The sequence below is a fragment of the Nocardiopsis sp. LOL_012 genome, assembly GCF_048060475.1.
GTDB lineage: Bacteria > Actinomycetota > Actinomycetes > Streptosporangiales > Streptosporangiaceae > Nocardiopsis.
The window spans coordinates 1-12,469 of sequence record NZ_JBHMIV010000059.1; the positions used below are offsets into that span (position 1 = coordinate 1).

Here is a 12,469-nt window from a genome sequence, read left to right on the forward strand (position 1 = left end):
GACCTGTGCGAAGCGGCCTGACGATCACTTACCCCTGTCCGATTCGACTTGACACACTCCGCAGCAGCCCATCACCTTGACGTCGCTCCCGCACCACGGGTGCGCCTTCGTGAACGGTCCGGGGGAGGAGAACGTGTCAGCGAGTTCGCGAACGAGCTCCTCGAAAGGGCTCTTCGGGGCCCAGCCTGTCCCCAACGACGTATCGTTTGCCAGTAGGGTCCGTCGTTCACGCAGGTCACTGGTGTCCCGAGGCGCGAACCACCTGCTGCGTTCGGGGACTTCCTCGCTGGTGACCACGGCTCCAGGGCTGGGGTTCGCGGTAACGTTCAGCGCGATGTCCAGGTGCCCGATGGCTTCGGGCAACCGCTCCTGGAAGAACGCGCGCACGGTGGATTCGACCAGCTCTCCCACGGGCAGGATCTCGTCTCCGCAGCGATGGGCGGCCCGTCCGTTCACGAGCACACGGATCGGCGCGACCATTCGGCCCCCGCCGTAGCGGACCTTGCTCGCTCCGCCCAAGAGGGCCAGCTTGTCGAAGTTGTGGTGCAGGATCACACCGAAGCGGTCCAGAGTGAAGGCGCTGTAGGCCCTGGACAGCGCTTCGGCCAGGTGATCGGCCATGGTGTCGGGATGTCCGAGCCCTTTGCGCTCGACGATGCTGACGGTGTCGTCGAACGGGACCCCAGTCCTGATGGTCAGCCGCCCCGTATCGGTGCTGGGTTCAGGTTGCTCCATACGTACTCCTGGCTTCGTGGTCGAAAGTGGCCGAGCCGTGCTTGGGGAACGCTCGGCGAAACGTGCCTATCGGGGGACCCCAGCTCGAACGCCCTGGTGATCGTGTGAGCGGCAATGTCGCTGCTTGCTGTCGAAGAGGAGGGCGCGAGCGCTCTGCTTGACGATCTCGGTCATGTGTCCTCATACGGTCGTGTTTCTGATGGTCTGGGAAAGGCCGTCGCGGTCAAGGTCCTGGTCAGGGGACATCCGCGTTGCAAGATCCGTATCTTCGGGATCAAGGATCACCGCCCCTGGACCGTGAGCGACAGGGTGTGCAGTCGGTGGCTTGTGGTAATCCATTCACACACCGTGTGAATGGGAGGGTGGCGCGTGAAGGAGCCCAATTTTTTTGTTGTCGCATCTCCTCGATGAAGCGGGGATGTCGCACTCTGGTTTGGCTGCCAGAGTCAACGCTCAGCTCGGCACTCGCTACGATCACGCATCCGTGGCTCGATGGATCCGGGACCGGGCTGTTCCCCGCGGACGGGCTCCAGAGCTCATCTCCGAGGTCCTCGCTGAACGCCTCAACCGCGAGGTTTCCCTGGCTGACGTAGGTATGTGCCGCGAGAACCGGCCCTCCGGGGAGAGCGGTGATCCGCTGGCGGACGTCGCACGCGCGGTCGCGTTGTGGAGTCAGGACGCCAAGCGGCCGGATCTCCTCTCCGATACCAACCCCTTCCGGGGGGCGGAAGCGATCATCCCGGTCTTCGAGTGGGAGAACTCGCCAGGTAGCGGTCCTTTGGAGGGAAAGGGTGTTCGCCGGGTAGGAAGCTCTGACTTAATACGATTCCAGGTGGCTCGTCAGAGCTACCAAGAGATGTACCGACGTGTGGGAGGGATTCCTATCCGTGCACGTATATCCACATTCTTGGCTCAGCAGGTGGCACCCGCGCTCCATGGTTCGTACAGCGATGAGGTGGGGCGCCATCTCTTTCAGGTAGCGGCGAGCCTGACCGCTTTGGCTGGGGTCTGCGCCTACGATGCTTCCCGTCAAGCGCTGGCGCAAAGGTACTTCGTGCATGCCCTGCGCATGGCGAAGGCATCAGGGGATCGGGGTCTCGGTGGCTATGTGGTTGCCCTGATGTCCAACCAGGCCATGAGCATGAGCGAGTACAGACGGGTCATCCAGTACACGAACACGGCCCTGCGCGGCGCTCGGGGGGACCTTTCCCCGGCCCTGCGGGCGGACCTGTCCACGATGCAGGCCCGGGCCTTCGCCCGTATGGGCGACCGGCCGTCGTGCCACGCGGCCATGACCGAGGCCGAGACCCTTGCTGGGGTGATCCGGCGTGGTGCGGAACCCGAGGAAACCAGTTACGTGCAGGAGGGGCTTGTCGAGGTTCAGCTCTCTGAGGCCCTGCGCCAGTTGGACGACCTGTGCGCGGCGGAGGAGTATGCGATGGAGGCGGTGAGCAGCGCCCATTTGGCGCACACGCGCGGGCAGGTGCATCGTTACGCGGGACTCGCTGTCATCCGAGCACAGCGGTCGCGGGTGGACGAGGCTCTCCCCGCAGCCTGGGAGATGTTGGGTCGTGTGTCAGGGATGGAGTCGGGTCGCTTGAACGATCGGGTCAGATCAGTTCGCAACGCTCTCGACCGACGTAGCGCTGAGCCCGACGTGCGGGAGTTCGTCGAGCAGGCCGATGTCCACCTCGGTTTGGTTCTGTGATTGCCTGATGGTGTCAACCGTGCGCCCCAGGGAGACTTGAATGCGTTGGATCGTCCACTCGGAGGAGCCCCTCTACACCGATCAGTGGCTCGATATTCGCCTGGCGGATGTGGAGATCACCGGTGGGCGACATCTCGCCCACCGGGTGATCCGCTCGGCGCCGGGCGCTGGGGCCGCCGTTCTTGATGAGCAAGGCCGTGTGCTGCTCATGTGGCGCCATCGCTTCATCACCGACACATGGGGCTATGAGATCCCGATCGGCGGCATCAAAGAAGGGGAGGGCCCCGAGGCCGCAGCGGCTCGGGAGGTGGAGGAGGAGACCGGGTGGAGGCCCGGTTCCCTGAAGCCTTTGCTCTACGCGCAGCCTTCGAGCGGGATCTCCGACAGCGAGCACCACATTTTCGTCGCGGAGAGGGCGGAGTTGATCGGTGAGCCTGAGGAGGACTGGGAGGCCGAACGGGTGGAATGGCTGCCGTTGGAGCAGGTTCCGGAACTGGTCCGTGACCAGAAGCTCGTCAGTGGCACCTCCATGAACGCACTGCTTTACCTGTACGCGTTGAACGCCTCATCCCAATGACGCCGCTGCTTGCGGGGTGAGACCATCGAGTTCTGCTTCCCTGGTGCCACGGCCCCTTCCTGAAGGACACACGTCATGACCAGCCCCGTCACCGTTGGCCTGCTGCATCCCGGCCAGATGGGTGCCGCTGTCCGGCGCGGTGTCCGCCTCACCGCACCGTCGAGGTTCGCCCCAAGACGAAATTCAGCGCCGAGGTTCGCCCCAAGACGAACCTCGACCCCACGACAACGAACCTCGACCCCGCTCGTTTGGTGGAGCCCACGCGCCCGGGAGGCTTCAAGGGGTCCCGGGTGCACGGAGACAGGTGTTCCAGGGGCGAGGTCCACACCAGCGGCGGCCGGTGCGGGCCGGGGCGGTCGGTGACCGCCACCCGGGTCATGCGCGCTCAGGGCCTGGTCGGGGTGCACCGCCGCACCGACCGCAAGAGCCCGACCAGCCGACCGGATGGCCTCGTCCTCGCCGGACCTGAGCGGACCGACCGTGGTCAACGACCGGATCCGCTGCCGCGGTGTTCGGCTTGTGGGAGGCGGACAAGGACGGCCGGGAACTGTCCTTGCCACAGGTCTTGGACCGGCTCAGGCGCGACTGACGAGGACGCCGCGAGGGTCGTCGCTACGGAGTTCTCCGGCGTCGACCCCGAGCTTGAAGGCGTCCCACTCGTCCCGGTCGTAGACGATGACGGGGGCGTCATCGTTGCTGGCCTCGGTCAGGGTGAAGCCGCCCTCTGGGGTGAACACCGCGTCCACCTCTCCGACCGAACGCGGCTTCCCGCGTGCGATCGAGGAGCAGAACCCGTCCCAGTGCGCGCTGGGGAAGAAGAGCGTGGGGCTGTCATCGCCCAGTTCGTGCTTGCCCACGACGGTCCACTCACCGAAGCGCTTGATCCCCACGCAGGAGCCCTGGCCGCCGGAGAACGTGGACTTCGTGAACGGCTGCTGCGCGACCTCGACCTGTGTGGGTCGGGGTCCGCCTGAGGGGTGAGTCATGATGGCAGCTCCTCCATAACCTTCTTGATGTGGCGCGTGGTCGCGGTCGTGGACATCGCGACGTCCACGATGTGGTTCCACAGTTGCTTGTGCCGACGGATCTCGCGCGCCTTGTCAAGGTACAGGTTTCCGCCCTGGCCCTCGATGTAGATCATCTCCGGTTCGTCGGGCTCGAACTCCAGGATGCTGAACGGTCCGCTGAGCCCGGCGTGCGCTCCGACGCTTTCAGGGATCACCTGGATGTTGACGTTGGGCTTCCTGGTGAGGTCCAGCAGGTGCTGGAGCTGTGCGCGATGGACCTCCACTCCGCCGACAGGTCTGCGGATCGCGGCCTCGTCCATGACGACCCACAGGTTCAGCCGATCCGGATCACCGTCCAGGATCCGTTGACGGCGTTTGCGGAACTCGACGAGCCGCTCGACGTCGCTGGCGGGCTCCTGGGGGTTGGTCGCGGCGAGCAGGGGCCGCATGTGGTCTTCGGTCTGGAGCAGGCCCTGGATGAGGTGGGTCTCGTAGACGCGCACGCTCGTCGCGTCCTCTTCACGCCCGACGTAGATGTCGAACTTCGGTGGCATCACGCTCTCGAACTCGCTGGTCCAGTGGCGTGATTTGGCGTCCGCCGCGAGTTGGCGGATCAGGTCGCGTTCCCTGTCGTCGTCGACACCGAAGAGCGAGAAGAGGCGGTCGAGTTCGAGCTTGCTGGGCACGGTGTGCCCGCCCTCCATGCGGAAGACCTTCGGGTCACCGCAGCCGAGTTCGTTCGCGACCTGCTTGCCCGTGAACCCGGCCTTCGTGCGCTGCTCCTTCAACCAGAGGCCCAACTTGCGTTTGCTGCCGGCCGGGCCACGTGCTTGCGCCACGTTTCTCCCCGTCTTCGTCATCGGTTGCCGGGCAGGCATGTATGCGCCCGGTGCGGACACCGTGTCTGCGTGGTCACTGGAGTGATGCTACCGAACACTCGACCCAAAGCTTCCTCAGAAAGATTTCTGAGAAAGCTTGCTATGAAAGATTTTCCGATGCATCATCGACGTCATGCGGCGTAGCTGCACAGTCACGGTTGGTGCAGAAATCCCTGTATGTCCTCTTCCGGCCGTATTGCGGTGCGCCTGCTTCGAACCGCTGCCACTGAGGAGGGTGAGGTATGAGGAGCCCAGATAGCTCGAACCCTGGACGGCCACCGGACAGGGACGGTTCTTACGTCCCGAGGCCGCGCAGTCCCCAGAGCCAGGGGACGGCCGTCCCCGCCGCGCTGCCCCGCAGGGTGCCCGACCCGCGCCCGGGGGTGCGTACCGCCTCCTTCGGCGGGACCGACGACCAGGTGGCCCGCGTCCGGAGCTGGTGCCTCTACGGTGTCCGCCTGCCCGCCCACCGGATGTTCCCCGTACTGCTGGTGGCCAGCGAACTGGTGACCAACGCGGTGCGGCACAGCGCCTCGGGCCAGCGGTGCGGGCGCGTGCGGATCACCGTGGAGACGATGCCCGCCCACCTCGTGCTGCTGTCGGTGACCGACGACGGCCCCCGCCCGGGACGGTCGGCCACGGTGCCCGCCCCGGCCGGTGACCCGGCCGGACCCGCCCAGTCCGGGCGCGGCCTGCATCTGGTGGCGGCCCTCTCCGAGCGGTGGTGGTGGACCGGCTTCCGGGGCGGCCCGCTGACGGTGTGGGCACTCATCGACCCCTACCGCGACGCGGACGCCTGACCCCCACCTTTCACATGAAGATGCCCCGATCGGTGTAGGAGCACCGAGCCGGGGCGCGACCACCCACCTGCACCAACCAGGAGGATGACCGTGCACCACACTATCGGGCGCCACCGCAGGCGCCACCGAACCTGGGTGGCCCAGACGTGGGCCGTGGCCGCCGCGATGCTCGCCGCGGCCCTGACCTTCGTGTTCGTCCCCAGCGCACCGAAGCGGCCCAGGCCCCCGCTCGCCCCGCCACCGCCGACCGGCTCCCGCCCCGCGCCCCCGCTCCCGGCCGAGCCGCAGGGCCCGCGTCCGCAACAGCAGAGGCAGGCCCCTGTGGAAGAGCCCGACCCGGACGAGGCCTGGGGCGCGCTGGTCCGCCCCTACATGCCCCCGCCGCCTGCGCGACGGCCGCTCGTGCCCCGGCCCCGCCGGGCCTTCGAAGGTGACCTGCTGGCCCCTCCACCCCAGGGGCCCACCGATGACATGGCCGACCTCGCCGCGGCCGTGCGCACCTACCTGCGCACCGTCGGCTGAGGACGAAGACCGGCCCGGGGCGGCGCCCGGTTTACGGCGCCGCCCCGGAAAAGTTGCACCGCCCCGTGTCGCATCCCCGCCCCGCCCTGGCTTCTTACGGGAACGTAGGCCCCCTTCCGGGGGCGGCGACCGTGGGAGGACGAGAAGTGAACGACTACGAGCAGACCCTGGCCCGCCTGGTATCGCGCATCACCGACCGGGACCGCCAGATCCTGATCGCCCTGTGGCAGCACCAGGTGCTGACCACCCACCACCTGCACCGCCTCTTCTTCCCCGACGCCGGAGCCCGCCGGGCCCGCTCCCGGCTGCTGGCCCTGCACCGCTACGGCCTTACCGACCGGTTCCGCCGCCACGCCCACGACCGCAACGCCCCCGACCACTGGATCCTCTCCCCCGCCGGGGCGGTGCTGGTCGCCCTGTACCAGGGCAAGGAGCCCAAGGAGCTGAACTTTCGCGCCGACCGGGCCCTGGCGCTGGCCCACTCCCCGCGCCTGGACCACATCCTCGGCCTGGCCCGGACCCGCGCCGAGTTCACCGAGAGCGCCCGCCGGGCGGGCGCCGATCTGCGCCGGTGGAGGTCAGAGCGCGAGTGCAGGGAGAACTGGGGCCGCTACGTCCGCCCCGACGCCCGCGTGCGCTGGGAGGAGGGCTGCGTCGTCGTGGACGCGTTCGTGGAGTACGACACCGGTACCGAGCCCCTCACCCAGCTCAAGAAGAAGATGCCCGGCTACGCCCTCCTGGCCCAGGCCAGCAGGCGGCCCTTGATCGTGCTGTTGCTGGTCCACTCCGGCCAGCGCGAGGACAACGCCGCGCGCGCACTGGCCAAGGCCTGCACCGGCACGGTGGGGGTGTACCTGACCACCCACCGGCATCTGGCGGTCCACGGGGCAGACGCACCGATTTGGCGGCTGGCGCACTGCCGCGACCGCGTGTTCCTGACCGATATTGCCCGCGCCTATCCCCGTCGCGCAAAGGAGATGTGAGTCCGAATGGTCGTTTCCTCAAGGCCTGGATCATGCGTACAGGAAAGGACCGATCCGTTCAGCGACATCCTTCGGTGAAAAGGAAACCATGGCCTGAGGCAGTGCGGCCGGGCGCGGGGTGAGGCCGCTGTGGGACGGCGAGCAGCGGGCGCCGGAGAAGGGGGGCCTGTGACTCCGCCTGTGACTGGGCCGATCGGTGGGCCGGTAACCAGTCCGCCTTGCCCTCCGCCTGGGGGTCCGGCCTTGGGTGGACCACCCCTGGCACCAGTCACAGTGCAGGTCGCGCGGGCTTGGGGGTGGTCCACCGGCCGCCCCGGCTGTATACCCAAGTAGGTCCTCACCTTCGCGTAGTGCGGGCGGCGCCCGGGGGGTGCGGGCGCCTGCCCGCCCCCGCACACCCGCCCCACAGGCGTTCTCCTCCCCACCCACCCGCCCCTTTCCTCCTTTTCTCCGCCACCACCTGCACCGATAAAAAACCACCCCAAGAGAGCAGACCGGGACAGGCACGGCCGCGCAGAAAAGCGACCGCAGCGGCGCCGCGCGTGCATTTCCCGCGCGCCGTTTCTACGGCCGCCATGGCGCGCCTGGCACGCGCCAGCGCCAGCCGCACCGCGTGCCGCCGCTCTCTTCTCGCAGGCCGGGTGTCGCATCCGGGCCCCGGAACGGCTTCATAGGGGACCGTCACCGGGAACCGGCGAGGCGACCCGGGGCGGATCACGAAAGGGCGGGACATGGCGGACACACAACGGCGACGGCGACAGCGGGGCACTGTAGCGGCCCCGGCCCCGGCCCCGGCCCCGGCCCCGGTCCCGCGCCCCACGGGCCGGGACGGTGCGGTGGGCGCGGACGGGCCGCGTGGCGGCCCCACACGGCCCGGAGCCGACCGGGGCGGACACGGAGACGGGTTCGGTGGGTGGCAGGCGCACGCGGCGTGCCGGGGGATGGACCCGGATCTGTGGTTCCCGGCCCAGGGCGGGTCGGTGCGCGCGGCCAAGCGGGTGTGCCGGGCCTGCCCGGTACAGGTCGACTGTCTGGCCGAGGCGATCAAGCGCGGTGAGCTGTACGGGGTGTGGGGCGGTGCGTCGGAGGAGGAGCGGCGCCGGTTCCGTACCGCCCTTCGGGACGAGCACGGGGGAGGGGACGGCGGTGGATGGCAGCGCGCGGCCTGAAGGCGGCCATGACGACGGGGTGGGGGAGCGGTTGCTGACGATTCCCGAGGCGGCACGGGTGCTGGCGGTGCCCGAGTCGTGGCTGCGCGAGCGGGTGCGGCTGCGGCGGGTGCCGCACCGCAGGCTCGGCAAGCACGTCCGCTTCACCGCCGCCGACCTGGAGCGGATCGTGGCGGGGGCCGCTCAGCAGGTGGTCTCCGCACGGCGCTCTTCCCACCGGTGGCCGCAGCCCCGGAACGGACCCCGGGCCATGCCGTAGAAGCACCGGTGGGGCGGGAGTCGGCTCCCGCCCCACCGGCCGCGGCGAGGGTTCAGGAGATCAGGCGCAGGTGCTGCTCACCGTCGGGGTCGGTCCACGGCCCGGTGGGCGGTCCGTCGATGGCCTCGATCATGGTGTCGTCGATGTCGGTGACCAGGTGGCCGTAGCGGTCCATGGTCGTGGTGATCGAGGTGTGCCCCAGGCGGCGCTGGATCTTGAACACGTGTACGTTCTTGTCGATCAGCCACGCCACGTGGGTGTGGCGCAGGTCGTGGATACGCGGCTTCTTCCCCAATCCCCGCTTCTGGGCCTCCTTGACGCCGGGCACCCACCGGCGGCCATAAAACGAGCTGTGCCGCCACCAGGAGCCCCGGTCGGTGGTGAACACGAAGTCCTCGGGCCCCTTGCCCGCCAGCCGTGGGCGCAGAAGATCGATGGCACCGGGCGAGAGCGGCACGCGCCTGCGTGAGCTGCGGGTCTTGGGAGCGCCGAGCTTGAAGGTGTTGTCGCTCTGGCGCTTCCACGCCCGCCGCACGTCCAGGTGGCCGCGCGTCTGCGGGAGGCCGCCGGGGCCGATCGCCCGGGTGAGGGTGATGTCGCGGACCTGGAGCGCGCTCAGTTCGCTGTAGCGCATCCCGGTGCGCACGAACACCTCCACCATGTCGCGGACGTCCTCGGCCATGCAGTCGCGCAGCAGGGTGAGTTCCTCTCGGGTGAGGAAGCACATCTCCCAGTCGCCCTCGCCGTCGTCGACGCGGGGCAGGCGGGTGCGCGAGGCCGGGTTGGAGGGGCGCAGGGGCGGGTCCTCGCGGACGGCGGCCTCGCAGATGGTGAACAGCAGTGCGTGCAGGTTGTGGATGGACTTGGGGGAGAGGGGTTTGCGCAGCCACCCGGGTTCCCTCTTACGGCCCCGGCTGGGTGTGTCGTTGCGGTGGGCGGCGTTCGGGTCGGGGGTGCCGGTGCGCAGATGGTTGACCCAGGCGCGTACGTCCTTGGGTTTGAGCTGGGCGGTGTCGCGCAGGTTCACCTGACCGAAGGTGGGGAGCAGGTGGTTTTTGAGGTCGCGGTGGTAGTCGGCGCGGGTGCGTTCGGTGATGGCGGTCAGGGAGTCGATGAACTCATGGGCGAAGTCGGCGAACAGTACCGGGTCGTCGTCGGGGTCCTCGCCCTGCTCGGCCGTGGCCCACCCGTGGCCGGGGACCCACCCTTGCGCCCATCCTTGGCGGGGGATCCAGTTCTCGGGCCACTGGTGGCCGGCCGCTTCGACGTGGAGGCGGAAGGTGTGGGCGTCGGCGCGGGTGTCGAAGGGTTCGGACTGGGGTGCTCCGGTGCGGGTGCCGCCCAGGCGCCATTTCACCCAGTATCGGATGCGCCCGTCGGCCAGTTTTCGCTGGTTGATGGTTGCCATGGGTGGACCATCGCTCGGGTGGGCGGCGAAGCGAAGGGAATCGGCGAAGGATCTCGGAGAACCTTCGGCGTGGGCGCCGCTACGGTCGGTAGGTCACCATTTGTGCGGGATGTCGGGCTGGTGTCCCGACCAGTGCGCCCTTGTGCACCCCCGTCCCGGCGTGAGTGACGGGGTGGGTGTGCACACTCACCAGCCAGATCTTTACCGCCGTGCACCCGTTGGTGCACCCCCGCACACGCGAAAGGCCCTGACCCGCGAACGTTTTCGCTGGTCAGGGCCTTGTCGGCTCTGGGGTGAGTGACGGGACTTGAACCCGCGACTTCTTGGACCACAACCAAGTGCTCTACCGGCTGAGCTACACCCACCATGTCCGCCTGGCCTCGCGGCTCCGGCGTACATCCAGAATCCTAGCGGATACGGAGCAGTGCTTCGATCAGTTTTCGCCGTCGTGGCGTTCCGCGGCGGCGCTCCGGGCCGCCGCGCCGGTGCCGCCGCCGACCACCTCGGCCGCGATCGCGCGCGCCGTGGCGGTGCTCGGACCGGGTTCGGGCACGAAGGCGGCGGCCCGGTAGTACCGCAGTTCACGGATGCTCTCGGTGATGTCGGCCAGGGCCCGGTGGCCGCCGTTCTTCTCCGGGCTCGCGTAGTACACACGCGGGTACCAGCGCCGCAACAGCTCCTTGATCGAGGACACGTCGACCATGCGGTAGTGCAGGTACTCGTCGACGCGTTTCATGTCGCGCGCGAGGAAGGTGCGGTCCGTGGCGATGGAGTTGCCGCACAGCGGCACCTTGCGGGGCTCGGGTGCGTAGCGCCGGATGTGCTCCAGAACCCGGTCCTCGGCCTCCTCCAGCGTCACACCCTGGTCCAGTTCCTTCAGGAGGCCGGAGGAGGTGTGCATGTCCGTCACGAAGTCGCCCATCTGGTCCAGCGCCGCCTGCGGGGGTTTGATCACGATATCGACGCCGTCGTCGAGGATGTTCAGCTCACCGTCGGTGACCAGGCACGCCACCTCGATCAGAGCGTCGCTTTCGAGGTCCAGCCCCGTCATCTCGCAGTCGATCCACACCAGACAGTCGTTCATACCGGTCAGCTTAGGCGGTATGCCGAGTCGTCGCCGATGGCGGAAGGGGCCGGGCCGTCCGCCCCCTTCCGCTCCGGCGCGGCACCGGTCACTCCCAGACGAAGTCCCTGGGGCCGCCGACGCCGAGGACCTCGTACATCCAGTCGTACACGCCCCAGATCTGCAGGTAGGCCAGGACACCCACGAGGAGGAAGACCAGGAGGAAGATGAAGAGGGTGAAGCAGCCGCATCCGCAGCAGCCCCCCTTCTTCTTGGGCTTGGCGCCCCCGGGCGGCTGGGGGTAAGGGTTCTGCGGCGGAGTCGCCGGGCGCCCCTTCGACTTCCCGCTCTTGCCGCCCCCGGGGACCGGCGCGGGCGGGTAGCCCTGTGGCTGCCCGGGGTAGGGCTGGGGTTGCTGTCCGTAGGCGGGGCGGTTCATCTGCTGCGGCTGTGGCGGACGCCCCTGCCGCTGATCGGGTCGGGGGTAGCCGGGCGGCGGAACCTGGCCCGGACGGCCCGGCTGCTGCTGGTAGCCCGGGGGAGGGGCGTAGGGGGGGCGCTGCCCGCCGCTCTGCGGCGGTCCGTATGGCTGCGGGGCCTGGGGGTGAGCCTGCTGGGGGCCCGAGTAAGGCTGGGGTTGCGGGGGCTGTTGGGGGAAGCCCTGGGGCGGGTAGCCCGGCTGCTGCGGACCGGACTGCTGGGGATGGGGCCGCTGCTCCCCCGAACCCTGCCGCGGGTGGGCCCGCTGCCCGCCCGACGGCTGCTGCCAGGGCTGTGCCTGCTGCTGCTCCGGCGCCGGTCGGTCGCCGGGCGCTGCGGGGGGGACCGACCCGCCGGCAGCGGCGGCCTCCGCGGCCTTGGCCTTGCGCGCCCGCTCCTCCTCAGCAGCCTGCTGCTTCTGTTCGCGGCGCTCCTCGCTGAGGTCGGCCCACCCCTCCTTCAGGTTGCCGAGGAACTTGCCGAACTTGCCGCGTCCGCCCTCCTGGGGCTGGCCGTCCTGGGGCGCTTCGCCCGAGAACACCGGGTCGTCGGGGTCGAAGACCGCGGTTCGCGGCGGCTCGGCCCGGCCCGTGTCGAAGACCGCCGTCCGCGGGGGCTGGTCGGCCTGGCCGGGGTCGAAGACCGCGGTTCTGGGGGTGTCACCGATCTGGTTCGGGTCGAGGATCGCCGTTCGGGGGGCGTCCTTGACCTGGTCCTCGGTGATGTCGGAGGTGGGGATCTCGTCGGAGAGATCGGTGGTCGACTCCTCGCCCTCCCGCGCCTGCGTGGTGCCGGGGAGATCGGTGGGGGATACGCGGATGGTGGCGCCGGTGTCGCTCAGATCGCTGGTGGGGGTCTCGTCCTCGTGCGCGGGGGGCGG

13 protein-coding genes and 1 tRNA gene are annotated in these 12,469 nt (G+C 69.1%); 7 read left to right on the forward strand and 7 right to left on the reverse strand.

The window, feature by feature from the left end:
• Positions 1 to 24: 24 nt before the first annotated feature.
• Complete coding sequence (locus ACFHWE_RS23070) at positions 25 to 735, reverse strand: methionine adenosyltransferase (RefSeq protein ID WP_416603973.1); 711 nt, start codon at positions 733 to 735, stop codon at positions 25 to 27.
• 907 nt (positions 736 to 1,642) lie between these two features.
• On the opposite strand from ACFHWE_RS23070, the gene ACFHWE_RS23075 reads away from it, so the two are divergent.
• Both ACFHWE_RS23075 and ACFHWE_RS23080 read left to right on the forward strand, forming a co-directional pair.
• Positions 1,643 to 2,443 (forward strand): hypothetical protein, encoded by an 801-nt coding sequence (locus ACFHWE_RS23075; protein ID WP_416603974.1) that lies wholly within the window; start codon positions 1,643 to 1,645, stop codon positions 2,441 to 2,443.
• A 40-nt stretch (positions 2,444 to 2,483) separates the two neighbouring features.
• Positions 2,484 to 3,020, forward strand: coding sequence for an NUDIX hydrolase (locus ACFHWE_RS23080; RefSeq protein WP_416603975.1), 537 nt, complete (start codon positions 2,484 to 2,486; stop codon positions 3,018 to 3,020).
• A 575-nt stretch (positions 3,021 to 3,595) separates the two neighbouring features.
• Here ACFHWE_RS23080 and ACFHWE_RS23085 read toward each other — a convergent pair.
• Positions 3,596 to 4,006, reverse strand: a complete 411-nt coding sequence (locus ACFHWE_RS23085) for a DUF397 domain-containing protein (protein WP_416603976.1) — start codon at positions 4,004 to 4,006, stop codon at positions 3,596 to 3,598.
• The gene (locus tag ACFHWE_RS23090) at positions 4,003 to 4,866 is read right to left on the reverse strand and encodes a helix-turn-helix domain-containing protein (protein ID WP_416603977.1); all 864 of its coding nucleotides are present in this window, start codon (positions 4,864 to 4,866) and stop codon (positions 4,003 to 4,005) included. The genes ACFHWE_RS23085 and ACFHWE_RS23090 overlap by 4 nt, the downstream gene beginning before the upstream one ends.
• Before the next feature lie 281 nt (positions 4,867 to 5,147).
• On the opposite strand from ACFHWE_RS23090, the gene ACFHWE_RS23095 reads away from it, so the two are divergent.
• From ACFHWE_RS23095 to ACFHWE_RS23115, 5 genes are all read left to right on the forward strand, one after another.
• Positions 5,148 to 5,705, forward strand: a complete 558-nt coding sequence (locus ACFHWE_RS23095; protein WP_416603978.1) for an ATP-binding protein — start codon at positions 5,148 to 5,150, stop codon at positions 5,703 to 5,705.
• Between the two features lie 84 nt (positions 5,706 to 5,789).
• Positions 5,790 to 6,227, forward strand: a complete 438-nt coding sequence (locus ACFHWE_RS23100; protein ID WP_416603979.1) for a hypothetical protein — start codon at positions 5,790 to 5,792, stop codon at positions 6,225 to 6,227.
• Between the two features lie 146 nt (positions 6,228 to 6,373).
• Positions 6,374 to 7,210 (forward strand): replication-relaxation family protein, encoded by an 837-nt coding sequence (locus tag ACFHWE_RS23105; RefSeq protein ID WP_416603980.1) that lies wholly within the window; start codon positions 6,374 to 6,376, stop codon positions 7,208 to 7,210.
• A 731-nt stretch (positions 7,211 to 7,941) separates the two neighbouring features.
• Positions 7,942 to 8,379, forward strand: coding sequence for a WhiB family transcriptional regulator (locus ACFHWE_RS23110; RefSeq protein WP_416603981.1), 438 nt, complete (start codon positions 7,942 to 7,944; stop codon positions 8,377 to 8,379).
• A gap of 31 nt (positions 8,380 to 8,410) precedes the next feature.
• Positions 8,411 to 8,638 (forward strand): helix-turn-helix domain-containing protein, encoded by a 228-nt coding sequence (locus ACFHWE_RS23115; protein ID WP_416603982.1) that lies wholly within the window; start codon positions 8,411 to 8,413, stop codon positions 8,636 to 8,638.
• Positions 8,639 to 8,690: 52 nt separating this feature from the next.
• Here ACFHWE_RS23115 and ACFHWE_RS23120 read toward each other — a convergent pair whose 3' ends face one another.
• From ACFHWE_RS23120 to ACFHWE_RS23135, 4 genes are all read right to left on the reverse strand, one after another.
• On the reverse strand, positions 8,691 to 10,046 hold the full coding sequence (locus tag ACFHWE_RS23120; RefSeq protein ID WP_416603983.1) for a tyrosine-type recombinase/integrase: 1,356 nt from the start codon (positions 10,044 to 10,046) through the stop codon (positions 8,691 to 8,693).
• Between the two features lie 289 nt (positions 10,047 to 10,335).
• A tRNA-His gene (locus ACFHWE_RS23125) sits at positions 10,336 to 10,411 on the reverse strand.
• 68 nt (positions 10,412 to 10,479) lie between these two features.
• On the reverse strand, positions 10,480 to 11,130 hold the full coding sequence (gene orn, locus ACFHWE_RS23130) for an oligoribonuclease (protein WP_416603984.1): 651 nt from the start codon (positions 11,128 to 11,130) through the stop codon (positions 10,480 to 10,482).
• An 88-nt stretch (positions 11,131 to 11,218) separates the two neighbouring features.
• A partial coding sequence (locus ACFHWE_RS23135) for a hypothetical protein (protein ID WP_416603985.1) occupies positions 11,219 to 12,469 on the reverse strand: 1,251 nt, incomplete at its 5' end.

What these genes read in the sequence shown, in the direction of transcription:
- ACFHWE_RS23070 (WP_416603973.1), bottom strand. Translation starts at nt 735, where the DNA reads ATGGAGCAACCTGAACCCAGCACCGATACGGGGCGGCTGACCATCAGG.
- ACFHWE_RS23080 (WP_416603975.1), top strand. Translation starts at nt 2,484, where the DNA reads ATGCGTTGGATCGTCCACTCGGAGGAGCCCCTCTACACCGATCAGTGG.
- ACFHWE_RS23085 (WP_416603976.1), bottom strand. Translation starts at nt 4,006, where the DNA reads ATGACTCACCCCTCAGGCGGACCCCGACCCACACAGGTCGAGGTCGCG.
- ACFHWE_RS23095 (WP_416603978.1), top strand. Translation starts at nt 5,148, where the DNA reads ATGAGGAGCCCAGATAGCTCGAACCCTGGACGGCCACCGGACAGGGAC.
- ACFHWE_RS23100 (WP_416603979.1), top strand. Translation starts at nt 5,790, where the DNA reads ATGACCGTGCACCACACTATCGGGCGCCACCGCAGGCGCCACCGAACC.
- ACFHWE_RS23110 (WP_416603981.1), top strand. Translation starts at nt 7,942, where the DNA reads ATGGCGGACACACAACGGCGACGGCGACAGCGGGGCACTGTAGCGGCC.
- ACFHWE_RS23120 (WP_416603983.1), bottom strand. Translation starts at nt 10,046, where the DNA reads ATGGCAACCATCAACCAGCGAAAACTGGCCGACGGGCGCATCCGATAC.
- orn (WP_416603984.1), bottom strand. Translation starts at nt 11,130, where the DNA reads ATGAACGACTGTCTGGTGTGGATCGACTGCGAGATGACGGGGCTGGAC.